At 52.1% G+C, this 25555-nt stretch carries 19 protein-coding genes; 10 read left to right on the top strand and 9 right to left on the bottom strand.

What is annotated here, in order from left to right:
• Nucleotides 1–45: 45 nt before the first annotated feature.
• Nucleotides 46–993 (top strand): glycosyltransferase family 2 protein, encoded by a 948-nt coding sequence (locus tag NDI45_RS14225; RefSeq protein WP_348247711.1) that lies wholly within the window; start codon nucleotides 46–48, stop codon nucleotides 991–993.
• 82 nt (nucleotides 994–1075) lie between these two features.
• Here the strand turns inward: NDI45_RS14225 and NDI45_RS14220 are convergent, their stop codons facing one another.
• On the bottom strand, nucleotides 1076–3994 hold the full coding sequence (locus NDI45_RS14220) for a glycerol-3-phosphate acyltransferase (RefSeq protein ID WP_348247710.1): 2919 nt from the start codon (nucleotides 3992–3994) through the stop codon (nucleotides 1076–1078).
• Between the two features lie 264 nt (nucleotides 3995–4258).
• Here NDI45_RS14220 and def point away from each other — a divergent pair, with 264 nt between their 5' ends.
• From def to NDI45_RS14205, 3 genes are all read left to right on the top strand, one after another.
• Nucleotides 4259–4822 carry a peptide deformylase gene (gene def / locus NDI45_RS14215; RefSeq protein ID WP_348247709.1) on the top strand — a complete coding sequence of 188 codons (564 nt, stop codon included), beginning with the start codon at nucleotides 4259–4261 and terminating at the stop codon, nucleotides 4820–4822.
• A gap of 126 nt (nucleotides 4823–4948) precedes the next feature.
• Entirely contained in the window at nucleotides 4949–5143 is a 195-nt protein-coding gene (locus NDI45_RS14210; protein ID WP_190790126.1) for a hypothetical protein, read from the top strand.
• 95 nt (nucleotides 5144–5238) lie between these two features.
• The gene (locus NDI45_RS14205; protein ID WP_190790125.1) at nucleotides 5239–6597 is read left to right on the top strand and encodes a PrsW family glutamic-type intramembrane protease; all 1359 of its coding nucleotides are present in this window, start codon (nucleotides 5239–5241) and stop codon (nucleotides 6595–6597) included.
• A 180-nt stretch (nucleotides 6598–6777) separates the two neighbouring features.
• Here the strand turns inward: NDI45_RS14205 and NDI45_RS14200 are convergent, their stop codons facing one another.
• From NDI45_RS14200 to NDI45_RS14185, 4 genes are all read right to left on the bottom strand, one after another.
• Nucleotides 6778–7380, bottom strand: coding sequence for a hypothetical protein (locus tag NDI45_RS14200; RefSeq protein ID WP_348247708.1), 603 nt, complete (start codon nucleotides 7378–7380; stop codon nucleotides 6778–6780).
• A 276-nt stretch (nucleotides 7381–7656) separates the two neighbouring features.
• Nucleotides 7657–9288, bottom strand: a complete 1632-nt coding sequence (locus tag NDI45_RS14195; protein WP_190790123.1) for a CHAT domain-containing protein — start codon at nucleotides 9286–9288, stop codon at nucleotides 7657–7659.
• Nucleotides 9289–9446: 158 nt separating this feature from the next.
• On the bottom strand, nucleotides 9447–12041 hold the full coding sequence (locus tag NDI45_RS14190; RefSeq protein WP_348247707.1) for a protein phosphatase 2C domain-containing protein: 2595 nt from the start codon (nucleotides 12039–12041) through the stop codon (nucleotides 9447–9449).
• A 666-nt stretch (nucleotides 12042–12707) separates the two neighbouring features.
• Nucleotides 12708–13070 carry an NAD(P)H-quinone oxidoreductase subunit M gene (locus NDI45_RS14185; RefSeq protein ID WP_190790121.1) on the bottom strand — a complete coding sequence of 121 codons (363 nt, stop codon included), beginning with the start codon at nucleotides 13068–13070 and terminating at the stop codon, nucleotides 12708–12710.
• Nucleotides 13071–13281: 211 nt separating this feature from the next.
• Here NDI45_RS14185 and NDI45_RS14180 point away from each other — a divergent pair, with 211 nt between their 5' ends.
• Together NDI45_RS14180 and cofH are read left to right on the top strand one after the other, a co-directional pair.
• Complete coding sequence (locus NDI45_RS14180; protein WP_348247706.1) at nucleotides 13282–14181, top strand: DUF4230 domain-containing protein; 900 nt, start codon at nucleotides 13282–13284, stop codon at nucleotides 14179–14181.
• 179 nt (nucleotides 14182–14360) lie between these two features.
• Nucleotides 14361–15506 (top strand): 7,8-didemethyl-8-hydroxy-5-deazariboflavin synthase subunit CofH, encoded by a 1146-nt coding sequence (cofH, locus tag NDI45_RS14175; protein WP_190790128.1) that lies wholly within the window; start codon nucleotides 14361–14363, stop codon nucleotides 15504–15506.
• A 10-nt stretch (nucleotides 15507–15516) separates the two neighbouring features.
• Here the strand turns inward: cofH and NDI45_RS14170 are convergent, their stop codons facing one another.
• The 4 genes from NDI45_RS14170 to NDI45_RS14155 all read right to left on the bottom strand — a co-directional run bounded on the left by NDI45_RS14170 (nucleotide 15517) and on the right by NDI45_RS14155 (nucleotide 18805).
• Nucleotides 15517–15705, bottom strand: a complete 189-nt coding sequence (locus NDI45_RS14170; protein ID WP_190790119.1) for a hypothetical protein — start codon at nucleotides 15703–15705, stop codon at nucleotides 15517–15519.
• 508 nt (nucleotides 15706–16213) lie between these two features.
• Entirely contained in the window at nucleotides 16214–16654 is a 441-nt protein-coding gene (locus tag NDI45_RS14165; RefSeq protein WP_190790118.1) for a GNAT family N-acetyltransferase, read from the bottom strand.
• A 411-nt stretch (nucleotides 16655–17065) separates the two neighbouring features.
• Nucleotides 17066–17680: a hypothetical protein gene (locus NDI45_RS14160; RefSeq protein ID WP_348247705.1), complete on the bottom strand. Its 615-nt coding sequence runs from the start codon at nucleotides 17678–17680 to the stop codon at nucleotides 17066–17068.
• A gap of 480 nt (nucleotides 17681–18160) precedes the next feature.
• Nucleotides 18161–18805 (bottom strand): hypothetical protein, encoded by a 645-nt coding sequence (locus tag NDI45_RS14155; RefSeq protein WP_190789601.1) that lies wholly within the window; start codon nucleotides 18803–18805, stop codon nucleotides 18161–18163.
• Between the two features lie 1169 nt (nucleotides 18806–19974).
• On the opposite strand from NDI45_RS14155, the gene NDI45_RS14150 reads away from it, so the two are divergent.
• From NDI45_RS14150 to sat, 4 genes are all read left to right on the top strand, one after another.
• Nucleotides 19975–21633: a serine/threonine-protein kinase gene (locus tag NDI45_RS14150; RefSeq protein WP_190793131.1), complete on the top strand. Its 1659-nt coding sequence runs from the start codon at nucleotides 19975–19977 to the stop codon at nucleotides 21631–21633.
• A gap of 142 nt (nucleotides 21634–21775) precedes the next feature.
• Nucleotides 21776–22090 (top strand): DUF3493 domain-containing protein, encoded by a 315-nt coding sequence (locus NDI45_RS14145; protein WP_190793130.1) that lies wholly within the window; start codon nucleotides 21776–21778, stop codon nucleotides 22088–22090.
• A gap of 209 nt (nucleotides 22091–22299) precedes the next feature.
• Complete coding sequence (locus tag NDI45_RS14140) at nucleotides 22300–24090, top strand: FAD-dependent oxidoreductase (RefSeq protein ID WP_348247704.1); 1791 nt, start codon at nucleotides 22300–22302, stop codon at nucleotides 24088–24090.
• A 255-nt stretch (nucleotides 24091–24345) separates the two neighbouring features.
• A complete protein-coding gene (sat, locus tag NDI45_RS14135; RefSeq protein ID WP_348247703.1) occupies nucleotides 24346–25518 on the top strand; it encodes a sulfate adenylyltransferase in 1173 nt (390 codons plus the stop codon).
• Nucleotides 25519–25555 lie beyond the last annotated feature (37 nt).

Here is a 25555-nt window from a genome sequence, read left to right as displayed (position 1 = left end):
AGCATTACTCACTGTAAAAAACGTATAAACTCAGTTGATTGTCCTATGACTACTCAAAGCCCTGGCTCACCGCTTCTTAGCTTTGCCTTGCCGGTTCGTAACGGCGAACAGCTTCTACCCAGGTTACTTGATTCTCTACTGGCACAAGACTTTCAAAACTTTGAAATTGTGATCAGTGATAATGATTCGACTGATGCGACAGCCGATATTTGCCAGCGTTATGCTCAGAAAGATGATCGCATTCGCTACTTCCGAAACCCAAAAGATATTGGCATCTTAGGGAACTTCAATCGTCTCATTGATTTGAGCCGGGGCAAATATATTCGCTGGATTGGTTGGGATGACTGGCTTGAACCCAACTATGCCAAACTCTGCATTGAAACACTGGAATCTCGACCCGATGCGATCGCCGTAACAACAAACCAGGATTTCTTTGACGAAGACGGAACAAGAGACTTCCTCGAATATCAAGGACGGCGACTCGATTTTCCTGCTGCCGTTAAGCGATACGAAAGAGTACTGTGGTTCTTAAATTCTGATTACCGTCTCTTTGATCCTATCTACAGCATGATTCGGCGCGATGTACTCCAAAAGATTGGTGGGCATCGATTAGATATCTTGGCTGCGGATCAAGTTTTAGCCGTTGAGCTGAGCTTAGCTGGACCTTTTGTTCACCTTCCAATTTGTCTCGCCCATCGCGGCAAATTCCATTTCAAAACGCCTTTTGATGAATTTTTGGAGAAGTGCTATCAGAACCAAGCCACTCAGGTGAAAAAACAGGGCTACTTGGATGTTATGGCGGCATTCTGGGCAGCGGTGGAAAAATCGTCGCTCAGTCCTTGGGAAAAGTTTTTGTGTCTGTTTCCATTCACTCGCTGCTTTCTCATTAACACCTGGAATTACCTGAACTATCGAGTTCGCAAACTCTTGCATCCGGTCAAGCAATTGATTAGGAGCCTGCTGCGAACTCCCTCAACCAGATCAGTCGTTTAACTCGTCGTTGAGTCAGTTCTTTAGCAGAAGGATTGAGTGACAATAGACTGCTCTAGTCGTGGAATTTTTAACCAGATTATCGCTAATCTAAAACTTCTACTGTGCCTTGCTGCCCATCAATTCGCACCTGCTGTCCGTTCTGAAATCGCTGTGTCGCATGGCTGACATTCATTACTGCGGGAATGCCGTATTCTCGCGCTACGATCGCCCCATGAGATAGCTGCCCGCCCGTTTCGGCAATCAGTCCGCCTGCTCTTGCCAGGAGCGGTGCCCAGCCCGAATCTGTATAGGGAACAACCAGAATTGTCGATCGATCGATCGGCGGCAGATTGCGCCAGTCCTGCAACACTAATACGGTTCCTTCTGCGCGTCCGGCACTGGCTCCAATGCCTTGAAGCGTCTGAGCGGTTGTCCTGTCGCCCCAGGTGGGCTGGAATTGCGGCAGGGGTGGATCGTTGCCGTAGACCAGAAGGGGTGGAGTAAGCTGACGATCGCGCTCAAGCTGGGCTTTGCGATCGGCAATTTGGCGCGGCAGTTGAGCGGTGAACGGGGCATCCTGGATCGATCGCCGGATTTCCTCGAACGTGAGAAAGAAAATATCGCCCGGTTGCTCTAGCCATTTTTGGGGGAGCCATTGCTGCTCTAACGCGACAAAGCTCCAGCGCAGTTCCGCCAGCAGCTTGCTATACACTTCTGTCACTCGTCCTTTCAGATCAATTCGTGGCTGGACTTTCCGCAGCTTTCCGGTTGCAGGTTTGCTGGGTTGAGTGGAGAAACTTGCGGAAGGTTGCTGTACCAAAGCAGCAAGCAGCTCGCGCACCGGGTGGGGGTCTTCTCTCCAGGTCGGCACAGCGATATCAGTTCCGACTTCGCTGAGGTAGCCGTATTCGTTGAGCAGGCGATCGAATTCCGCCAGGATGGGCTGTCCTTCCGGCAGAGTGGATAAGTGAGCAAACAGGGTTTCGCTGTCAGTCGGTAGGGTTGTGAGCAGCGGACGAGTCTGATCGGCAAGGGACTGAAGCGATCGCAGAGATGCGGTTTCGGGCGTCAAACGGTTATCCAGAGCTGCCGGATCAACTTTAAAAATTGCCTGCCGCAGAGCCGTACTCAGGGGCGCAAAAATGCTGTAGTAGGTGGCACGTCGCAACAGATTGAGGATGCGATCGATCCGATCGAGCAGTGCTTCAGGGCTCAGTTCGTTTACGGATTGCTGATCCAGTGCCGTCAATCCGGGCTGAAACTGCTGCTGCCAGTCGCGCTGAAAGTCTTGCTCAAGCTGAAACTCACGTTTTGCCAGTCGCCCCAGCCCGGGCAGGTTTCGCAGCGTGGAGGCGATCGGTGGTTTGCTAAATTTTGCCCCTCGCGTCAGAAATTCTAGACTTTCCGGCGGCAGCCCCATCCGCAGAAAGATTTCGCCCAGCAAAGAAGCATTGAAATAGGCGGCGGAATTGTGCAGGGTGGCGGTTTCAGTGAAGTCTAATCCTTTCGCTCGGTTGCCCAGGACGATCGTAAAAATCTCACCCCACACGCCACAGGTCAACGGCTGATTAATCGACCAGGTGAGCGGACGAATAAAGCCAGGAATCACTTCAGCCGCAATTTTGCGCGTCCAGAGGGGAATCAGCGTTGTGATCGGACGGGCTTGCAACAGCCAGAGTTGCTGACCGTCAAATGTCCACTCGATATCCTGTGGAATCCCATGAAAGCAGGCTTCGAGATGCCTTGCGAGATAAGCCACCTGCTGAATCAGTCGGGGTGGCACGTCTCCTTCGCCCGTCATGTTGAGCTTGACTTCCTCCGGCAACTGCCAGCTTTGGGGTAACTTTCCGATCGGGCTTTCCCCATCCTCAAGCCAAACGCGATATTGCTCCGGCGTTACCTGACCCGACACGATTTGATCCGCCCCGCCCGGCAACGCCTCAATCACGATCGCATCTCCCTGACGTGCCACCGGATCGCGACTAAATGCCACCCCCGAAAACACGCCCCGGATCTGCTGCTGCACAATGATCGCCATGCCACTTTCCGCAATCTCGCGATCGCTGCGGTACTGCACTGCACCGGGCAAACTGTAGGATGCCTGACAGCGCAAAATCGCCTGCTCTAGCGCTGCCCGACTGGTGACATTCGCGATCGACTCATACTGTCCTGCCGCCGATGCCGTTGCTGTATCTTCGCCAATGGCAGACGATCGCACGATCACAGGCTGTTCGGGACTGGGTTCGATCGAATTGATCAATGGAGCCGAATCATCTCCCGCAGGCAGCACCCAGCCGATCGGAATCGGATAGCCCCAGCGATGAAGCTGAGCCAGCGTTGCCGCCTTTTGTCCCACTTGCTGAGCATCAAGCGACTGGGAAAGAGAAAGCAGGGCACGGTTGCCGCGAAAAAACCGAAACATAGGCTGAGCTTCCGAATGAGCAGTATCCGCAGACAAATCTAGATCATCGGGCATCTGCTGATAAATCCAGGCAATGATCAAAGCCAACAGCACTGTCGCTGCAATTCGTCCGCGATCTTGAGAATGGCGCAAAATCGCAATAATCACCAGCCACACCAGTGCACTTAGCCGCCCGGTTTTCTTCTCCCGAAACAGCGTGAAGCTAATGCCGCTTAGCAAAAATATCAGCCCAGCAGCGATCGGATCATGCACAACCCAGCCCCAGGTTACATTGGTCGTTCCTGCCCCGCGCCCAATCCCATAACGCCCAATCACCAGCGCAATCAGCGCAACCACTTCCCAAGCAGGACTATTGGGAAAACAAATCCGCGCGAGCAAAACCGCCAGAATGCCCTTCAACGCCTCAGAACCAACCGCCAGAATGCCCGCCGACTTTCCGCCATGATAAAACGCCGCCGAAACGCTCACATTTCCCGTCCCCAGGCGATCGAGCCGCTGCCCCGTCATCCCCCAGACAATCCAGCGAATCAACGGCAACCCGCCTAAAATCGGACAGACAACCAGAATCAGCAATACACCCAAAAACGGCGACAGCAGCATGAACGGTAAGCAAATTGAAGCGATCGTCTTTTATTCTATCGGCGTGCTTTGCTTTAGTTCACAAGCAGAAAAATCCTTCTCCCAACCAATCAAACCCCGTCAATCAACATCCCCCAGCACTTCCCACCCTATCCCCTCATCCCCCACCGACCCACCCCCTTCACCCCGTACCCCAAAATCCCCCCTACCGCCAAAACCCGTGATTCACTAAGATAGAAAGAAATAGCGACTAAGATTTACATTCATCCCGCCAGGCACGAGGTCATGACAGCTCAAATTCCAGTTGAGAAGAAGAAATTAGACAAAGCCCCCCTTTCGCTGCGCTATATGGGCGATCGTGTCCTGCGGCAGCCTACCAAGCGGTTTACCAAAATTGACGATGAAGTGCGGCGGCTAGCGCGCCAAATGCTGCAAACGATGTACACCGAAGACGGCATCGGGTTAGCTGCGCCTCAAGCTGGCATTAATAAGCAAATGATTGTGGTCGATCCCCAGCCCGACGAGGCAGCAAATCCGCCGATCGTCCTCATCAATCCGGTGATTATGGCTGAAAGCGATGATTTGTCCGTCATTCAGGAAGGCTGTCTTAGTATTCCCGGCGTGTTTATGGACGTGACTCGCTCGAAAGTCATCGAAGTGTCCTACAAAGACGACACCGGGCGACCCCAGAAACTGCGGGCAGACGGACTACTCGCGCGAGTCATTCTCCATGAGATTGACCACCTGAATGGCATTTTGTTTGTTGATCGAGTTGACAATGCGATCGCCATGAACCAGGAACTCGTGAAGCACGGCTTTTCCGTCAAAGATGTGCGGCGGATTAAATAGCCTGGTGAGCGTTTCACTCCAGCAATTCTAAATTGAACGAACTGGCGGCGGAAAGTGATTTCATGCCGCCCCTTTTTGTATAAGAATATTAAAATTTGCACTGATTCATAAAAGGTAGGATCTCGAGTGACTCCAAAAAGTGGTGTGCTGTTAGCAGGTTCCTGTGTGGCGGCGATCGCAGCCGTTGGTTCAGTCTTTGAACTCTCTTCTGGAATGCCTCAGCTTGGAACTGTGACAACCAGCATTATTTTGACGTTTGCTGTGCCGCTCACCGCAATTTTCTTTGTAGCGGCAGTGCAGGATGCTAGAGCCAATCAGTAGAACCAAATTTAAACAGCAAACAAGAAGCAAATATAATCAGCCAATCAATCGCGTGAGCGGCTAGCCGGATTTATCCACCCTGTCCCATTTCCAGCATGACTGGATCTCGCCCTGCTTCGGCTTTCCTTCGACAAGTTCATCCTCTGGATCAAACCAGTTCACCAATCATCTTTGTTTTGGTGACTCCTTCGAGTGTGCTGATCGGGCGAGACCCACGCTGCCAAATTGTGCTGGACTCTCAAATCTACGGTGGCGTGTCGCGTCAGCACGTTCGGATTTGCCCCTCTGCGTTTTCGCCCTCTGGCTGGGAAATTTGCGACCTCAATAGCGCAAACGGAACCTACATCAACGGGCAACGGCTTCAGGGATGCCGCTTTCTACGGGATGGCGATCGCATTACGCTGGCAAAAGATGGAGTGCAATTTCTATTTGCGCTACCGCTAGTCGAAGGAAAATCTCCCGACGGAAAATTAGCCCTGCCGACTCTACCCTCGTCGTCCTCAGCCGGAGTACCGCCTCCCGTACCAGATACCGTGACGATGAGCCAGCTTTTTCCGATTCTTTCGACCGGACAAGACTTGCGCCACAAGGCATATCTCATCCCCGGCGTGATGACCGTTGCCTTTGTGGTGCTGATGTTTGTGTCGATCGGTCAGTCTGGGCTGTTTAATTTGCTGCTAGCCGCCTACATTGCGGGCATCGCCTACTTTTTTGTCTATCAGCTCTGTGGCAAACAAAAGCCCTGGTGGGTGCTGCTAGGTGCTGCTCTAACCAGTACAATTCTGCTGCTTAGTCCGGTGCTGCCGCTCTTTTTATGGCTCTTTCGAGAGCTATTGCCAGGGCAAATTCCCCGTCCTGGAGAGGCAATCAGTCTACCGTTCGTTCTGATGAGAATGCTGTTTGGGGCAGGCTTAATGGAAGAGCTTTTGAAGGCACTCCCCGTTCTGATAGCACTCTGGCTAGGGACAAAGCTTCGATCGCCCTATCGCGAACAGATCGGCATCTGGGAACCGCTTGACGGCATCTTGCTGGGCACTGCCTCAGCCATTGGCTTTACGCTGCTGGAAACGCTGGGACAATACGTGCCAGGAATTATCAACGACGTGACGCTTCAGGCAGGGGCAGAATACGGTGAGCTAGTGGGGCTTCAGCTTCTGATTCCGCGACTGCTGGGGTCGATCGCCGGACACATGGCGTATAGCGGCTATTTGGGATACTTTATTGGCTTAAGCGTGTTAAAACCAACGCAACGCTGGCAGATTTTGGGAATTGGCTATCTCACTGCGGCAGGGCTGCACGCGCTCTGGAATGCTTCCGGCATGATTAATTTACTGGTGCTTGCCGTGGTTGGGGTGGTTTCTTATGCGTTTCTGGGGGCAGCGATTCTGAAAGCCAGGCTTCTTTCGCCCACTCGATCCCAGAATTTTGCAACTCGCTTTTTTCGATCGCGTTAAAGGAACTCCAGCCTGCTAAGGGAATTCGGAAGTCGGAAGTCGAAATTCGGAATTCCGCAGCTATCAAAGGTCAGTGGGTTTCGTATCGTTTATCAAACAACGTGACAGGTGAATCAAGGCGACCCAGTAAAAGCCTTAGCACAATTGAGAATTCTAGATTTCGCAATTACGAATTCCAAATTATTTTTCGCTAGCTTCTGCGATCGCACACCGGGCAGCGGCAAGGGCAACTCTGGCTTGCTCAATGCTCGAAAGCTGTTCCCAGGTAACCTGTTCCAGTGTCCGCACTGAGGTTTCCAGCACTTCGCCATCCTGGCCGCTCCGCATCGCAAAGGCATAAGGACGGGCAAGCACCTGCAAATCTTCTTCTGCCCAGGCAGGTAAACACTGTTGAACACACTGCACAAGCTGATCCGCCAGACTATCGCCAGAGGAAACAACCTGACGAGCATGGCTGGTGATATTGTTCATGAGCTGTTGCGGCATTTGGGCGGTGAGTTGCTGAAGCAGACCTGCAAAGCGGGAAACCTGCGTCGTTTGAGGTGCAGTTGCCCAGAGTTGATCGATCGTCGCGCCCAAGCGTTGTCCGGCTTCGGTCAATTCTGACTCCGTAAAGCCTGCCTTGATCACTTCCTGCTCCAGCATTGCAAAATACGCTTCGGCTTCGGGCTGGGCAGGATTCCAGGGATAGCTCGCGGTTTCCTCCAGGATTAGCTCCAGAAGTTCAATTTCGGACTGAGGGCGAAGCGAGGATGCCAGGGAAGGATTGTGATCTTGGTTCATAGGTCTGCTCCTAAAGACAACTGAATGAAAACTCTGTACGTTATCGTTTTCGTTACATAGGGCTACAGCAGCGAGTCAGCCAGTTCCGCAAGTGGACTGAAAAGTTTTTAGAAAAAAACAGTCCTTCCTCTGGGCGAGACTGCGATCGCCGATCGGGTGAGGAGGACAATCAAGGAATTGGACAATTCAGCCGGAACAAATAAAGCCATTTCTGGTGTCTCTGGTCGAGTGTCTTGTGTGGGCGTTTTAGGGCAGTCTGCTACCTGAACCGATTCCTCAATCATCAATCACAAACTCTAACGCCTGACTGCGCGGATTACCAAATTTGAGCTGAGTTCGCGATCGGAGGGGAATTTCTTCGTGATGCACTTTGCGCCAGCCGTCTCCATTATTCAAAATCCAAGTACCGTAGCGCGATCGATCGCGCAGCAGATAAATGGGTTCCTCTTCCTCGTCAGACGAATTGCGGCAAAAGATTTCTGCGTGTTCACGGGAAACGCCAATGTGCTGCAAAACGACATCGTTGCCTTCGCCCCGCCCCACGCGCATCATGCCGCCCCGCAACGACCAGGTTTGATTGGGAGCTACCACCGATCGCAGATACGCCTGCGGAACCTGCCGACCGAGCCAGCTTGCTGTCTGGTCAGGAATTTCAGTGACGCCTTCGGTAAACGGACGAATCAGCTCGCCGTTAAACTCTGGGTGCATATAGAGAATCGGCAGCGTCCAGGCAGGATGGTTGAACTTAAACAGCATCAACAGATGTTGACGGGCGATCGCCACCGCTTCGTCAATCGGCGATCGGTGTGCCAGGGCTTGGGCAAATGCCTGAATAAAGTTCAACGCTTCCTGGTCGGTAATCGTGTCGCGCATTGCCAGCACCGCCGGAACGCCATGATGAATCAGCACTTCAGCCAAACTGCTGCGCGGAATGGTTTGCTGATTTCGCTGATCAGGCAATGCTCCCCAGCAGGCATTGAACACTGCCAGTTTGACTTGACAGCGCACCAGAACTTGCGCCAGCTCTGTACCGTTAATTGCCGCATCAGGACACAAAAACAGCAAGCCACCATCTGCTGCTGGCGCACCATGCCCCGAATAAAACAAAACGTTATAGCTGCCTGCCTCCAGCTCCTGAATTAGCTCGGCAGGGGTGGGCTGCACAAGCGTTTTGACCTGACAGGACGCTGTACCGCTGAAGGGATCAACTTCCGCAGCCGTTTCCAGCACTTTGGACAGTGCCGCCGCTTCTTGCTTCAGTGCCAGCTTTGCCTGCGGCATCAGGGAAGGGTCATAGTCGCCCACGTCCGAATCCTGCCCTAGCACCAGCAAAATTCTGAGGGACTGTTCCGATCGCAATAGCGGCAGGGGATCAACATCGCTCGTGGTGCGGCTAAACAAAAGCTGCTGGCTAAGCGACACTGCCTGTCGTCCTGGCTGGGGCTGCATGATCTCCCAGGGCAGCGAAATTAGGTTGGGATCGCGGATATCCAGCCGCAAGCGCAGCGGACGACTTTGCCCTCTGGCGATGCCCTGGCTCTGGTCAAAGCTGCTCTGAATCGAGCCGTCGAGCACCCATTGCCACAAACTGACTCCCAAGCTTTGCATCAGTCGGGCAGAATAGGGCGTTGCCTGACCTGCAGCGGGCGGGGCGGTGACTTCGGGAGTGAACTCCGGCAGCGACGGTAGATCAAAAAGCTGGGGCGTGTAGGGAAAATTGGACAGCGATCGAGACGGGAAAAAGTTTTGCCACGCTTGCCAAATTTCGGTCAGCGGCTGCGACCAGAGCCGATCGTGATGCACAAATCCCCCCGGATAGGGAGCTTGCCAAACCCAGATGGCAAAATGCTCAGGGTCGGCAGCCGTAGACCGGGCGATCGCTAGACTAAGGCAAGGGTTGTCAGGCATTGAAAAGGACGGAATTCAAGACCCAAATCGAAGACACACAACTTATCTTTACCAGTCTATCTGGTCTGGTCTGTTCCGTTGAAGCAGATTTCGGCATTCGTCAGCGGCGGTAAGGGTGCAGTGAAAACGGTGTCTCCTTTGTTCTGCCCGTTGAGTCTCTAGGGGCTGGGGCTAGCCTGGGGTTCCAGCGGAGGACAACTCGCCCGGTCAGTGGGCACATCGCGTGCGACGATCGGCAGCAAATCGGCTTCCCGGAGCCAGCCTTCCTGTCCGGGCTGCACTGGCGCAATTTTAGCCGCGATCTCCCCTGCAGGAGACTGCGAAGCTACCACAGACTGCTCAGCAGGCGGTGAAGCAGCAGACGGGGATTCAGCCGTTGGTGAACTGGTGGGCGGTGCCACGATCGGGACAGAGCAAACTCGCAGCTTCACCCACTGATCCTGCGCCGTTGCGCCCTGTTTGCTCAATACTTCCACAATGCTTCCGGCAGGAATAGAGCCGACTACCCCATCGGGAGAACTGCTTTGTGCCGCTTGCGACGATGAATTGTCTGGAGACACTTCCGGGTCTACAGGCAAAGGAGTGGGCGATGCGGTCGGCGAGGGAAGCAGCGACGGAACAGGTGCGGGAACGGTTGATGCGGCAGGGCGAGACTGCAAAATCAGCGCATTCGATGACGTTGCGGTTGGAGAGGCGGTTGGCGTTGGATCAGTTTCAGCAGGAAGGATCCGCAGCAGGGCATTGACATCTAGCGAAGTTGGGGCGATCGATGCAGAAGTCGAAGGTGCAGGCAGGAGTTCGCGGTTCACAGCCGCCTGACTGCCGCTTAGCTGCTTCTGACGAACGAGATATAAAGTGACAGCAAGCCCTGACAGAACCGAAATCAACAGCATCCAGGGCAGCCAGCGAAAGGAGGATGCTTTGCGAGGAATAATTCGGGTTTTTGCAGTGGCAGCAGCAGGCTCCGCGAGAGGGCGGGTTTGAGGCGAGGGAAAGAGCTGAACCGGAGCAGCAACCTGAGTTGGAGTACCCGATAAACCCGTTTCAACCAGGGAGGAGCGCTCGACTGAACGAGAGGTCGCACTTTCCCCCGAAAGAGCAAAGGGCAGGACGGCAGTGGGCTGTCTTCTGACAATTTGGCAGGAGAGCAAACCGACTGTCACATTGTCGTAGCCATTGCGAGTATTGCCGATATCGATTAGGTTCCGGGTAAGGGTGAGCAGATCGAGCTTGCCGGCCAGCACCGGGAGAATTTCTGTGTCCCAGATCTCTTCCACGCGATCGTTATCGCATAGCCCATCGGAGCAGAGCAGAAAAACGCTGTCTTCATCCAGCAAAAACCGTTGCACCGTGGGATAAAGCATCGACGAACCGACCATGCCCAACGCCTGCACCAGTGCCCCCGCGCTTGGCTGCTGAAGTGCCTGCCGATAGGTGCTGTAGCCCAACCGCACTTCCCGCGACGCAATATCGTCATCCACAGTAATTTGATGACAGCCCCAAGGCGTGACCCAGTAAGCGCGGCTATCTCCGAGATGGGCGATGTACAGTTCATGCTTGCGAACCAGTGCCATTACGATCGTCGTCCCCATGCGTTGGCGATCGAATCGCTGTTCGCTGTCGTTGCGCTGGCTGATTAAATCGTTGGCAAGACAGGCAGCCTTTTCAAGTTCGACCATCAAACTTGCGGAATCGAGCGTTTCAACCTGAAGCGACAAGACTCGCTGTGCGACAGCTTCGATCGCGAGGTGCGAAGCCACATCGCCCCCCTGATGCCCCCCAATGCCGTCACAAACGATGACCAGCGGCAAAGGCACATCCGACTGCTCAGTGCCGCTTGCGGGATAGCAAGCATCTTCATTGCGCGGGCGGGTTGGCCCCTGATCAGTGCGAGTGGCTATTTGAATCTGGTAGGTCTGCGACTGCACCACCTGAGCAATCGCCCAATCAAGCTGATCGACTAACTGCTCAGCATTCTGAATCCTGCCTTCAATCAGCTGTTGACAGAGCTGTTGGAGAAATCCCTGAATCTCCGATCGCGCTGTAGCAGCCCAATCCAGCCAGCTTTGTCCTAACTGGGACAGCATCGACGGTGAGCGGCTGGTTTGAAGCTCCAAGAGTCGCAGTAGTCCGCCTTCGACGCGCAATCGTTCTGAATCCAAAACTGTTGCGGCGCACCTTTCCTCACTAAGCGGCTGCCAGAGCTGGGCGATTTGCCAGAGCCAGTGAAGCTGTCGAAAGGGCGTCGCCGATTGCCACATTTGCGGCAAGCTGGGAAAAAGCAGTACCTCAGAGTCGGACTGATTGGACTGCGGTAAATCAATTCCCCCTAGAGAGAACTGCGAAGCAGCCGATAAACTCTGTTCTGCAATGCTATCGGGTCGGTAGATCGGAGCCTGATCGAGCAGCAGCAGCGTATTTTCGGGGGTGTAGTGAGTCGTCTCTGACTCAAACTGAAGCCAGTCATAAATCTGCGGCACATGAAGCTGACAGGAAGACAGCCGCAAATAGGGCAGTAGCGGTTCGGGAACCTCACCATAGCTCATAGGTGGCAAGCCAGGCTTGCTATCCAGAAAGATGCGAGATCCCTTACACAAAAACCGATCGCTCAGCACATCTCCTGACCGATACGCAGATGCCATTGCCCCAACTGCCCAGAGATAGCGACGAATCAAAGGAGTCCGGCACTTCTGGCAAAATCGATGGGTTTCTGGATTGGGGGTCTGACAGATCGGATTAGAGCAGTAGAGCATTGCTGCGGCAGGGTAAGAAAAGCCAGAAATTCAGCAGTCCTCTCAGGATAGCTTAGCCCCCTGCACGATTGACGAGTTTCAGGTGTTTTTTTAGCATTACTCAGAGCTTAGACCAGGGCATTCGCGATTTGCACAACGAATTTTCACAGTAGCCTGTCCCATACCTGTCCCTTAAGTGTGCAGACATAGACCGATGCAGATATAGACCAATATAGAAATGTGCGGATATAGCAGATTCACTACTGCGCCTATTCTTCCTAGTTCATCAGAATATTTGAGCATTCATCGCTTTGATTGCTCCAAACCGTCTCCCTAGCCTCCTTGAAAGGCTACTATATACCCCCCATCCCGCTACCCCGGTTCAAATTGCTACCGCTTCCCCTTGCCCTCAATTTTGGAGGAAACCGAGCCTAGTTGGGTGTACAACCTAACTCGGTGTTCAAAGTTCCCCACATGAGAATTTAAGGGGCTGCAAAACTGGAAACATGCACAAGAGCCGCTAGTGGGAACACAGTAGCCGATCGTGGAGTGAAATCTAGCCCTCCTATTAAATCTAGCCCTCCTATTGATTTGAGAGCCAGTGGTTTGAAAGTCCCCTGTTCACGAGGAATTTAGGGAGCAGCATAGGAGATTTGCAGCTTCAAACAAGCTCTACGGAAATGAGCACTATTTGATTGCGAGGTGATTGTCCGCCTCTTCGTCGGAGTAGCGTGGCAGTCCCAGACTAAAGTTTTTAACGCGGCTATTCAGGTTGTAGGACACTTTTCCCGCCATTAGCAGCGATCGAATAAAGTGTTCCAGGTCTGACCCAATCCGGCGCAGGTTATAGTTCGTTAAATCCTGACTTTCGTAAGCCGCAACCAAACTCTCGAACCGCTGATACACTTCCTGAAGGGCAGCGTCGTTCCATTCCAGTTCGTTATCTGGATCGATGTCCAGAGTCAGCTTGTCCTCCGACTCGACCAATCTGTCGTTCTCAACTTCAGCCGTAAAAATACGGACATGGCGGGTTGTACACTTAAGCAGCATAAAACTCAGTCCACAGGAATTTATAACGATATCTTACAGGGTAGCCGGAACGATCGCCGAATTGCCCTTGCCCTCGCCTCACTGATACCGAGTAAGAAGCATTTCCCGCAGCCGGACATTAGAATAGGCAAGGGTGTTTATCGCAACAACAACTTGAAGACTTCTACCCAAATTGAAGGCTACAAGACAGTTAAACCTTACCGAGAAAGTGATGCAGCGCGACGAGTCGCAAAATCAATCCCGGATCGAGCTTCCTGCTCAACCCCAAGTCCAATCCCAAGAGCAGTCGCAGAGCAAGCCGTACAAGCCCCGAAAGGGCAACTACTGGCAGCGTCAGCGACGATTATCCCTTCGGGGAACTGCGGAGCAGCCGGGAAGCTGGGTAGACCTTCTGAAAAGTTTGTCGTTTCTAACTGCTAGCAGTTTGAGCCTGGTGACGGTGCTGTTGCTATTGAACATGGTGCGATCGGGGACTGGTTTTCTTGGCAAGATCTTTGGGGTGGTGACTGCGCCTCAGCCTGCTCCCCAGGTAGACGTGCGATCGGCGGTCGTGCAGCAGGTACGGGGCGTGAGCGAACTCACCACTGCCATATTTGTAATGGAAACGGTAGTTCCTACCAGCCGGGAGCGGACGATTAGTGGCTTGGTCGTCGGTAAAACTACGCTGCTTTATATCGGTTATGGGGAAGTGCGTGCCGGACTCGATCTCTCTTCCCTGACTGCCGATGCCGTGCAAACCCAAGGAGATAGCCTGCTGCTGCGCCTGCCGCCCCCCAGAATTCTCGATAGCAAAATTGATGTTAACCGGTCGAAGGTCTATGACTACGATCGCGGCTTCATGGGCATGGGACCCGACGTTGCCCCCGAACTGCAAGATCTTGCTCAGCGCAAAACCCTCGAACGACTGATTCAGTCTGCCTGTAGCCAGGGTTTACTCCAGACTGCAAACGATCGCGCTCGCCTCGCCATTAGCCAACTTTTATCGACAACCGGATATCGCCAGGTGACGATCGAGACGCAGCCGCCTACCGCTGATGCCTGCCCCCCGCCCGCGCCAGAGCTACCATCAGGAAACCCCGCTGAAAGCGCGCCAGCTATCCCGCCTTCTTAGAAATGCTTTGAAAATGCTTTAAGCGTCCGGTTCTGGCCCAGAGCCGTTTCCAAATTCCAGGGAAGGCCTGTCCCAGAATTCAAAGTTCCTCAGGATTAGGGAATTTAGGGGGCAATGTACCACCGCTCACCCTCCCCCAACATCCGCATCCCGCCTATCCCTTCTTACCCCCTATGCTGATTTCTTTTCCATCAGTTGACTCGATTCTCGATCGCGCCCTTGCCGGACAGGATTTAACCGTGGCTGAGGGAGTCGTGTTACTGCAACAAACTGAGCCAACCCCGCTGAGAGCCATTCGAGAAACTGCCGATCGCCTTAGGCAGCAACAGGCCGGCGAAACGGTGACCTATGTAGTGAACCGCAATATTAACTTCACTAATATCTGCGAGCAGCATTGCAGCTTTTGTGCATTTCGGCGCGATGCAGGGGAAGAGGGAGCATACTGGCTAAACGAGGCAGCAATTCTCGAAAAAACAGCAGATGCGGTGCAGCGAGGCGCGACCGAAATTTGTATGCAGGGCGGATTGAACCTTGAGGCAAAACATCAGGGAACCTCGATCGCCTACTACGTGCGCCTGATTCGCCTGATCAAAGAAGCGTTTCCGCAGCTTCACCTGCATGCCTTTTCGCCGCAGGAAGTCCAGTTTATTGCCCGAGAAGACGGCTCAACCTATGCTCAGGTCATTGCTGCACTCCAGGAAGCAGGCGTTGGCTCAATGCCGGGAACGGCGGCTGAAGTGCTAGATGATTCAGTTCGCAAGATTCTCTGTCCTGAAAAAATCAATTCCACCACCTGGCTTGAAATCGTAGAAACTGCGCATCGCTTGGGAATGCCAACCACCAGCACACTGCTCTCTGGACACATTGAAACTCCAGAGCAGCAAATGCACCATCTGGATCAGCTTCGATCGATTCAGCAACGATCGATCGATTATGGCAATCAGCGCATTTCAGAATTTATCCTGTTGCCGTTTGTCGGCCAGGAAGCTCCTAAACCGCTTCGGCGGCGAGTCGGACGCGACCAGCCCGTTCTGGCAGATTCATTGCTGCTGATGGCAGTTGCCCGCATTTTTCTCGGCAACTGGATCGCCAACCATCAGCCAAGCTGGGTCAAGCTCGGACTCCACGGCGCAACCGAGGCACTCACCTGGGGCTGCAACGATATTGGCGGTACGCTCATGGAAGAACACATCACCACGATGGCAGGCGCACAGGGTGGAACCTGCATGGAAGTCTCAGACCTGCGATCGGCAATCGAGTCGATCGGTAGACCTGCCAAGCAGCGTGACACTCTGTATCAGTGGATCGAGGATGGTCAGGTTTAGAGATTTAGAATCAAGCCAGCCTTGCCAAGTCGGGAGACAGGCGATCGACTAATCGTTGCATCTTGTGGGCAGCCGTTAGCGTTAAAGCTAAATTCGGCATTTCTTGATGGCAGTGGGGGCAGAACCAGTAGACGCCACCTCGACGAGCATGACGCAGCAATGGTTCAGAGCAGCAGGGACAAAGAGTGGAGGTGTTCATAAAGTTTTATCAATAAATAGCACAGCAGAGAAACAGAACCGAAGACACGAGACGGGTTAATCCCGTTATGAGTTGCTGACTCAGCCGTGAGGCTAAAAGTTTGATTTAGAAAATGAGAAACGCAATTTGACTCAACAAGGAATGCAAACTGAACTAGCAAGTTTTCACAAAATTCGTTTGATCAATAAGGAAGTAAATGATTAATTTTTTATCACAGAGTTCAGCTTAAATCGTTGATGAAAAAGGGTTTGAACCGCCAAGGACTAATTAATCCTATAGAAATAAGAATAATATAGAAAAGAAGTGGCAGGGATCTGCCCTAAGGCCGATTCAGACTAGAAAAATTAAATTTTGCTTTAAGTTTTGTAATGTACTCCTGAAGAGTGAAAGGGCTGTTTGCTCCAACAATAACGAATTACGAAAGCAAAAAACTGTTTTCCAAATAACATTCTAAAGAATCTTGAAATTAGAGCTCAGAGATAAACTTATCTAGCAGATTGAGATGGATCTATACCATCAGTTTTCTTCTCATCTCAATATGCAGGATACCTGCTTCATAAAAAGGTTCACCCTGCTGCTGAAAACCTAAACGCTCATAAAAATTCTTTACTTGAATTTGAGCATTCACTTTTACTTCTGCAATCTTTTGACCGCTGAGGTGATCGATCGCCTTTTGCATCAAAGCCTGACCAATGCCTAGTCCACGAAACGATTTTAGAACTGCAACGCGCTCTATTTTGGCAAGCTGCTCACCCAAGTACCGAATTCGTGCAGTGCCGACAGGCTCACCGTTCCAGTACGCCATAAGCTGAGTTGCACCTTCATCCAGACCATCAAAATCAAGATCTACCGCAACGCTTTGTTCCTCCTGAAACACTTTTCGGCGAACCTGTTCGATCGCGTCCACCGCATTTGCGAATGTAACAACCTGCAGTTCCAATTGATTCATTGCGGCTTAACAATTGACATCCTGGCGGATTGCTAATTCCAATTTTCCGAAATCTGAACCCAATCGCAACTCTCGGATTAGAAGGCTTCTGAACCGCTCTACAGAATTTGCAATGCACCTTTCAAAGAATCGGCATCGTGCGTATTCACACACAAATGCTGAACCGAGATATCAGGCTTAAAAGGCTTAACTGAATTGGAAAGAGTATTTCTCCTGATTCAGTTGCAGCCAAGTTATCTTAAGTTCAGCATTCAATTCAGCTTTCTCATCTTTGCTTTACTCAGTTGCTTCACAGTTCTCCAAACAGGTGGCCCTATCCAGTTAAGATCGGCGTTCGGGCGGTAACGGAAGCAACGTTTGTTTTATGAAATCAGCTTGCAAAGAGCTTGCAGAAACTCACTTTGCAAACGACTAATTGGAATGATCGGTTTTACAGGTAGACAAGATTCGCTGATCGTTTGCGCTTAGCTCGTCAATTCGCTGAAATCCTTCCAGCCCGACGGGTGCGATCGTCTCTCCGCCAGCCATTGCAACCGAGCTGGAGGTATCTAGCGCAATCGCGTAGGGGTGCTGAGTCTGCTCATAGCTATCCACTACCGTCAACGCCAGCCGATCGGCTTCAAAATTCCCAAAGAAACAGTCAAATGACGATCGGGGCATATAAAACGCACCCACTACATCGCCCTGCTTCACTTCAAAAACCATATAAGCAGCACCTAATTGCTCAGGCTCCGGCGACTGCCCATATAAATAAACGCCATCTGTCAACGAGCGAGGATCTAACCTCTGCCCCGATTGCTCAACCGATCGTCCAGGAAGCTGCCCACGGGTTTGTCCAACCAGTTGCTGAGCTACCTCATGATTTGCAGTCAGATGCGTTTCAGAAAGTTCCGACCCCTGCACAGAGCCATTCGGCAAACTCACTACCGCGAGCCCTAGCGTGACAAATAAACCTGTTAGAGGCTTCTCCAGCCGCTCAACCAGAGTACGCCACGGTTGAGATGTGTGCTTTGATTGATAGACCACCGCAGTTTCCTCCTCTTCCCCTCAACAGTGTTCAACAGATACCTAACGGACGAAATCTGAAACACTTTGTTCTTCTACTCTACCGGGAAGATTAAATGCCCAAGTCAGGCGGCTAGCAAAACTTCACGGACGGTCAGGAAGAACCAGTTTTTTCAAGAGTGTCGCGCTAGAGACAACCACAAGACCTCGCCTATTCATTCCAGAAACAAACTCAAAATTTTCTTAAACTCTGCTTTGTTGTTTCGGAAATCTTGGTTGCCTAGCTTGCTGCGCCTAGCATAAAGCCGACCGGAAGCTTGGCGCGTCCCCCATTGAACTGATCCATTCGGGTGATTATGGACGAGTGAGATCTATCCAGAGCACAGTTGCACGAAGCGCAATCCCATCAGGGGCTACACAAATAGTTATAGATAGTTACTCGTTACAGATAGTTACAGAAGTAGTGACACAAGCACTGGTAATGTCATGCCCGAACAGTTCCTATGCTTGTCGCTGCCGCTTGCTTCGCGTTCCTTTCGTTCCTTCAGTGGTGGATTGCGTCCGAGGAGCTGATTTTGATTTAGCAGCCGTCTTTGATGCAGTACTCTTCTGGGTTGAATTAGCTGACGATTTTGCTGACGATCGCGTTCGCCGTTTGGTGGGAGCAGTGTCGTTTGCGGGTTCGGAATCTGCGATTACTCCTTCGGGAAACTGCGAAGCAATTGCTTCCGGTTTTGCTTCATTCAAACTCTTGCTGGCTTTTTCAGCAGTTCCATTTGAAGAAGATTGCGAAGGAACCGCTTCAATTACCATCAAGTTTTCGCCCAGAGCTTTGCGGCTTCTCCGACCTGTTCTTCCAGTTTTGGGAGCAGCCGTTTCTTTTTGCCGTTTTGCAGCTGAGAGATAGCTCTTGAGCGAAGAAGCTGAAATCTCAATTCCCCGTTCAGTCAGCATTCCGGCAACTTCCTCATAGCTATAGCCCTTACTCAAAGCAGATGAGATCTGCACTTGAAGATAGGCAACAGCTTCGCGCAAAGACCAATTTTCCTTTGGCTTTTCGGGCAACTCCTCCAGTGTAGAGGTTGCATAATCAATGGCAGATTTTGTGACGATCGCCGAGGCTGTGGTTTTCTTTGATCTTGGCATTTGTATTGTTCCTAAACCATACTTCTGTACACAATACTATTCCCAAATTTCAAAATAAGCACAAGGATTAATTGCCAAATTAAACGCGCTGAATTGATTAACCAAAAGAACACGCTCCTACTGGCACAAAAACACTTACAGATTAAAAAAACAGAAGCGGCTCTTGGGTTATGTTGACCTTTTGTTCAGCCTGTTCTGCCACCCCAATAAAATAGCGGAAACATCGCGCCAGAATGCGGTACGACCAGCATGCAAACAATGATCTCCAGAGCAGAATTCTTCTGATCAGCGTTTGTTTGTGCCTGTTTGAACTTGTTGCCTGAAAGCCAGCAAGATTCAGTTGCCCCTTTTCCAATCCGTCTCCTGTAATGCAAAGCAGTGCCCGGCGGAGCGATCATCATTGCTTCATTTCTGATTCATCAGTCCATGATTCCTTGCTGAAGAACCCCTCGAACTGATCCGGATACCGTTCCCATCTCTGGTAAAACTGATCGGTAGATGCACTGGCGAAAGGGAACTCGCATCAAGGCGATTCCTTCTGCGGGAAACTGCGAGGCGATCGACTGGCGATCGATTGGCGATTGCCTTTAGTGCAGCGCGATCGATTTCTAATCCGAGGATGCCGGCGGGACTGCCGCCCTTGAAATGCGGCTATAGCAACAGAAGCAACAGAAGGGTAGGAGGAGGCTATCAGTATGCGGCGGTACAAACACAGGCATCAGCTAATCCCGGCAGATTCAACGGATTTGATTTTTTGGCTTCGCCTGAATTCACGGTTCTCTAACCCTGTTGCCTACCCCTGAATTGAGGGAACAATCATCAAAGACACAAGGAGAACAACAAAGAATAAATGGTTGGGAATGAGGCTTCGCCAGAAACCAAAGGGGGAAGCTCAAGGGGAAGGGGCAACAACAGAGAAGACGATTTGAGGCTGCCCTATCTGCCGCAGCAAACCGAACTGATGCTGATGGGTCTGACCCCTCAAGTATGGCAGGGGGTTCACGGGGACTTTAAGATGAGGCATTGTAACTTTAGTAACTCTTAAATTGTTTTCCGCAAGTCTGTCACTCTTTCCAAAACCCGTTAGAAAGATAATGATACTAGGGTGTAAACCGAGTCTCATCGTTATGACCGCGACACCTGGCGATTGATACAGCGAGTGATGCCGCATGAGCTACTGCTTAAATTCAGCCTGTCCTCATCCCGAAAACTTAACCCATACGGAGCTATGTCAGGCGTGTGGTGCAAAGCTGCTTCTGCGCGATCGCTATCGAGTCGTACATGCGCTGGGGCAGGGTGGGTTTGGCGCAACGTTTCTGGCAAAAGACGAGTCGCTCCCAGGCAATCCCTACTGCGTGATTAAGCAGCTTCGACCCGCTTCGACCTCAGTGCAGGTAATGCAGATGGCGCGGGTGCTGTTTCAACGGGAAGCTAGCACACTGGGGAAAGTCGGCAGTCATCCTCAAGTGCCGCGTCTGCTCGACTACTTCGAGGCAAATCAAGAGTTTTATCTAGTTCAGGAATACATTAGCGGCTCCACGCTCCAGCAAGAAGTCAAACGATCGGGTCCGTTTAGTGAGGCAGGGGTAAAGCAATTTCTCAGCGAAGTGCTGCCCATGCTGCAATATATCCACAGTCAGCAGGTCATTCACCGGGATATCAAGCCCGCTAACTTGATTCGCCGATCGCAGGACAAAAAACTGGTGCTGATCGACTTTGGCGCAGTGAAAGATCAGGTGAATCCAGCCAGCGCAAACGCTTCAGAAAATACGGCTCTGACTCAGTATGCGATCGGCACTCCTGGCTATGCGCCACCAGAGCAAATGGCAATGCGCCCGGTTTATGCCAGCGATATCTATGCGCTGGGGGTGACTTGCCTCTATCTGCTTACCAGTAAATCTCCTAAGGACATGGAATACGACCCGGCAACGGGCGAAATTATGTGGCGGCAGCTTGTTCACGTCAGCGAACACTTTGCCGAAGTGCTGCAAAAAATGCTGGACGTGTCGGTACGTCATCGCTATCAAAATGCAACCGAAGTTTTACGGGCATTAGATTTGGAGCCCTATCTGGACAGTCTGGCGCGGGGCATGGTCAGCCAGCCCAACCGCACGCGTTCGACCGGATCAGGTTCGGGAGACTGGCAATTTTCCGGGAACCGGACAGACGGCAGGGGCGCAGATGAGGCGATAATGCATTCCTCTCCCTCTTCGCCTTCGGCACGGATGGCAGCTGCGATTCGGGCAAGACAGGCAAAGTCTGAAAATTCTCGCTCAGACTTGACTCAGCTTCAGCCCGGTTCTCCGATACGTCGAGGAGCATCCAATCGAACCGATGGCATTCCTCATTCGAAATCAGGCGGCAGGGCAGCAGAAGATCGGCCCGCGGGGATTGTGCAAAAGCTCAATGCTGAGGATTTGGCGATCGCCTACGCGAAGGGCAAGCGAGACTTTACTTCGTATGATCTGAGTCTGCTGCATCTGCCCAAAGCTGAGCTGTCTGGCGCAAACTTTCATAACGCGAAGCTGTGTAAGACCAATCTACAGGGCGCAAATCTCTTTAACGCAGATTTTGGCTATGCCAGCCTGACCCAGGCAACCTGCCGCAACGCAAACTTCGCACGGGCATACATGAGCCATGCAGATTTGGGTGGGGCAGACCTGCGCGGCACAGATTTGAGCTATGCCTATCTCAGCAATGCCAACCTGCGGGGAGCCAATCTATGTGGAGCAGACCTGACAGGCGCAAAAATTACAGATGAGCAGTTGGCAACCGCACGCACGAATTGGGCAACAATTCACCCCAGCGGTAAACGCGGCTTGTGGTAGATCGCTAGAAAAATGATAGGTTGGCAGAAAAGCCTTCCTTTTTCATTGACAACCTTTTACTTCACTGACAACCCTTTACAGCATCCATTGCTGTCGATGTTCTGTCACTGGCTCGCCTGTCCTGCCTATTCTTGCTTCAACCATGCCTGATTCCCCTTCTCCAAAATCATCTTCTCCGAAGCGAACAACTCGCTCCCAGCCTTCTAACCTTGATCCTGAAAAATATGCTCAGCTCAAAGCAGAGCTGCAAACTCCTTATCGCGGACTAAGACAGTTTATCTATGTTGGCTGTGGAGCTTCTGGCTTTATTGGCGCATTTATCTTTCTGACACAGTTACTTGCCGGACGAGACGTGGCGGCGGCGTTTCCTAATTTTGCGCTTCAGGTGGGCATCATTGCCTTGATGGTCTGGCTGTATCGGCTGGAGCAGCGGGCTACCCGCAAGTCAAAATCTTGAAATTAAGGAAACCTTAAAATCTACCAAAAGTAGGAGAACTCCTGTCACACTAATGATGATTCAAATGAGGTCAGCCCGGATAAAGACCTTAACGATAAATCCCTGTGAATACCTAAGGTAAAGCGTCAGCCCAGTTCCATAATGGCTGGCGTTTTGCTTTTGCGTTTTGCTTTACTGTTGGGAGGGCAAGACGAGTTTATCGATAAAGTATGCAGCAGCACAAAACTGAAGTGTTGGTTGTTGGCGGCGGTACTGGCGGCATTGCGGCGGCAATTCAGGCGGCAAGAACCGGAGCGCAAACGGTGTTAGTGAGTGAGTTTGAGTGGCTGGGAGGAATGCTGACCGCTGCCGGGGTCGCTGCACCTGATGGTAATGAGCTGCTGTCGTTTCAAACGGGGCTATGGGGCGCGTTCTTGCATGAACTGGAACAGCGTCAGCCCGAAGGACTCGATCATGCCTGGGTCAGCTTTTTTACCTATGAGCCGCGCATTGGAGCCACCATTTTTGCCGACTGGGTGCGGCAGTTGCCTAACCTTCACTGGATTACGGGTCAAACACCTCGCACCGTGATTCGACAGGAGAATCGCATTACAGAAGTTCAGTTTGACAATTGGACGATCGCAGCAGACATCATAATTGACGGTACAGAGCTAGGCGATTTGCTGGCACTGGCAGAAGTCCCTTATCGGTGGGGCTGGGAGTGGCAAAGCGAATTCGGTGAACCCAGCGCACCCGTCGCTGCAACCCCCTTAACTGATCGCTTTCCGATTCAAGCTCCTACCTGGGTCTTTCTCATGCAGGACTTTGGCACAGACTGCTCAGAAATCATTCCGGCTCCACCTAGCTACAGTGCCGATCGCTTTCAGGGAACCTGGGAAGGCTACGGTGCAGCAATGTTTCTCAACTACGGTCGTCTGCCGGGAAATCGCTTTATGCTCAACTTTCCGCAGCAGGGCAACGATTACGGTATACGGCTCGATCGGCTGGTAGAATCTGCGGCAGCACGGCAAGAATGGCTCCAGGACGCGTTGTGGCACGCACAGGGCTATGCTCATTTCCTGCAAAGAGAGTTGGGAAGTCGATATGGCTTAGCGACAGACAGTTTTCCCTCTGCTGGGTCAGGACAGATTGGCGGAGGAGCTTTTGCCCTGCATCCCTATTACCGGGAAAGTCGGCGACTACGCGGGTTGGCAACAGTCTGCGAACCAGATATTTTGCCTGTTACTGGCGGACAGGTTGCGGCTCTGCCCTTGAATCCAGAGGGATTAGTGGACTCGATCGCGATCGGCAACTATGCCAATGATCATCACTATCCGGGCGACACCCTGCCCCTGAAACCGAAGTCGCTGCGCTGGGGTGGACGCTGGACGGGAACGCCTTTTTCGCTGCCTTATCGCTGTTTGGTTCCGGCAGCGATCGAGGGTCTGCTGGTTTGCGAGAAAAATATTTCTGTGTCTCATATTGCCAACGGAGCAACCCGACTTCAGCCTGTTGTACTAGGCATTGGACAAGCCGCAGGAGCAGCAGCAGCCCTCTGTGTACAGCGTCGCTGTCAGCCGCGAGAACTCTCTGTGCGCAACCTGCAAAACGCCCTGCTGCAAGATCCGATCGCCCCCGCTGCGGTCATTCCGCTGTTTAACGTGACTCCGCATGACCCGGACTGGCTCGACTGCCAGCAGCATTTTCTTGCCCATCCTCAGGACTATCCGATCGATGGCATTGCTCAACGACTAGTGCAGCCATCCTCTTTGCATAAGAGCGTTGCCACAAAATTCAGCAAATCATATCAGGGAACCTTTGAACGCCGAGGCGATCAGGACTATCAGCTTTATCTCGATCGTCCGATCGATTCCTGTCTGGAAGCCTTGAGCCTGGTGACCCTCGATGCCACAGTTGATCGCCAGTTTCAGACCTATCAAACAGGACAAACGCTGACCGTAACCGCAAGATTAAACCGATCGGGACAGTGGCTCCTGGTGGAAGCGATCGAGGTAAGATAAAACTTAATTTTTGAGTAATTCGATCGGAAAACTGTTCATTCAATTCCTAGCACTTGAGGCAACCGCTTGACCTGGGAAAAGCTGTCTGTAGGTCTGCTGTCGAGAGATGCTACCTCGATAGATATACTAGGATGAGCTTCAACATTACTTAAGAATTGCGGCCAGAGTCGTTCATTCTGGCTTAGTGCTTCTAGTTTCGTACCTTTAGTTTCGTCATTTTAGTTCAGTCATTATTGTTGTAGAGAGGGCAAGACGTTGACTCAACAAGCCGCAGGAATCGCGCCACATGGCGGACAGCTTATTAATCGCATTGCAACCCCTGACCAGCGACAAGAATTTCTGGCAATGGCAGATTCATTGCAGCGAGTGCAAATGGATGTGCGGACAACTTCTGACCTGGTCATGATTGCGATCGGTGGATTTAGCCCGCTCACTGGATTCTTGGAGCGAGAAGACTACGAATCGGTGGTCAGTAGTATGTATCTATCGAATGGATTGCCCTGGTCGATTCCGATTACGCTATCGGTGAGCGAGGAAGTTGCAGAGCCGCTGTGTGAAGGCACACTGATTCGCCTGGATGACCCGAATGGTCGCTTTGTAGGGGTTCTGGAGCTAACGCACAAATACACCTATGACAAAGTGAAGGAAGCCGTCAACGTCTACCGCACCGACGACGAAAAGCACCCCGGCGTGAAAGTCGTTTATCAGCAGGGCAATATCAATTTGGCTGGTTCTGTCTGGCTGCTAGAGCGCGATGCCCATCCGCTCTTCCCCGCCTACCAAATTGATCCGGCAGTCTCGCGCCAGATGTTTCAGGAAAAGGGCTGGAAGACGGTCGTAGGTTTTCAAACCCGCAACCCGATCCACCGCGCTCACGAATACATTATTAAATGTGCGATGGAAACCGTAGACGGGCTATTTCTGCATCCCCTGGTGGGCGCGACTAAGGAAGACGACATTGCAGCCGATGTGCGGATGCGCTGCTACGAGATCATGCTGGAACATTATTTCCCGAACGATCGCGTCATTCTGGCAATCAACCCTGCTGCAATGCGCTATGCCGGACCCCGTGAAGCCATTTTCCACGCACTGGTGCGGAAAAACTACGGCTGCACTCACTTCATCGTGGGACGCGATCACGCTGGTGTCGGGGACTATTATGGAACCTATGACGCGCAGTACATCTTTAACGAGTTTGATCCGCAGGCGTTAGGCATCCTGCCGATGAAGTTTGAACACGCTTTTTACTGCAAGCGGACGCAGGCAATGGCAACCACTAAAACCAGCCCTAGCAAACCCGAAGAGCGGATTCACCTCTCTGGAACCAAAGTGCGGGAAATGCTGCGTCAAGGTGAGCTACCACCGCCCGAATTTTCGCGCCCTCTGGTTGCCGCCGAACTTGCCCGTGCGATGCAGATTTCCGGCTAGCTGCAATTAGAAATCTAAATCAGTTTTCCAGAGAGGA

The organism is Leptolyngbya sp. GB1-A1, from assembly GCF_039962475.1.
Lineage (GTDB): Bacteria > Cyanobacteriota > Cyanobacteriia > Elainellales > Elainellaceae > Leptolyngbya_A.
This window is presented reverse-complemented; position numbering and strand designations above follow the sequence as displayed.

What these genes read in the sequence shown, in the direction of transcription:
- NDI45_RS14220 (WP_348247710.1), bottom strand. Translation starts at nt 3,994, where the DNA reads ATGCTGCTGTCGCCGTTTTTGGGTGTATTGCTGATTCTGGTTGTCTGT.
- NDI45_RS14190 (WP_348247707.1), bottom strand. Translation starts at nt 12,041, where the DNA reads ATGCTCTACTGCTCTAATCCGATCTGTCAGACCCCCAATCCAGAAACC.
- NDI45_RS14170 (WP_190790119.1), bottom strand. Translation starts at nt 15,705, where the DNA reads ATGAACACCTCCACTCTTTGTCCCTGCTGCTCTGAACCATTGCTGCGT.
- NDI45_RS14185 (WP_190790121.1), bottom strand. Translation starts at nt 13,070, where the DNA reads ATGCTGCTTAAGTGTACAACCCGCCATGTCCGTATTTTTACGGCTGAA.
- def (WP_348247709.1), top strand. Translation starts at nt 4,259, where the DNA reads ATGACAGCTCAAATTCCAGTTGAGAAGAAGAAATTAGACAAAGCCCCC.
- NDI45_RS14205 (WP_190790125.1), top strand. Translation starts at nt 5,239, where the DNA reads ATGACTGGATCTCGCCCTGCTTCGGCTTTCCTTCGACAAGTTCATCCT.
- NDI45_RS14165 (WP_190790118.1), bottom strand. Translation starts at nt 16,654, where the DNA reads ATGAATCAATTGGAACTGCAGGTTGTTACATTCGCAAATGCGGTGGAC.
- NDI45_RS14150 (WP_190793131.1), top strand. Translation starts at nt 19,975, where the DNA reads ATGAGCTACTGCTTAAATTCAGCCTGTCCTCATCCCGAAAACTTAACC.
- NDI45_RS14195 (WP_190790123.1), bottom strand. Translation starts at nt 9,288, where the DNA reads ATGCCTGACAACCCTTGCCTTAGTCTAGCGATCGCCCGGTCTACGGCT.
- NDI45_RS14155 (WP_190789601.1), bottom strand. Translation starts at nt 18,805, where the DNA reads ATGCCAAGATCAAAGAAAACCACAGCCTCGGCGATCGTCACAAAATCT.
- NDI45_RS14140 (WP_348247704.1), top strand. Translation starts at nt 22,300, where the DNA reads ATGCAGCAGCACAAAACTGAAGTGTTGGTTGTTGGCGGCGGTACTGGC.
- NDI45_RS14225 (WP_348247711.1), top strand. Translation starts at nt 46, where the DNA reads ATGACTACTCAAAGCCCTGGCTCACCGCTTCTTAGCTTTGCCTTGCCG.
- NDI45_RS14180 (WP_348247706.1), top strand. Translation starts at nt 13,282, where the DNA reads ATGCAGCGCGACGAGTCGCAAAATCAATCCCGGATCGAGCTTCCTGCT.
- NDI45_RS14145 (WP_190793130.1), top strand. Translation starts at nt 21,776, where the DNA reads ATGCCTGATTCCCCTTCTCCAAAATCATCTTCTCCGAAGCGAACAACT.
- NDI45_RS14200 (WP_348247708.1), bottom strand. Translation starts at nt 7,380, where the DNA reads ATGAACCAAGATCACAATCCTTCCCTGGCATCCTCGCTTCGCCCTCAG.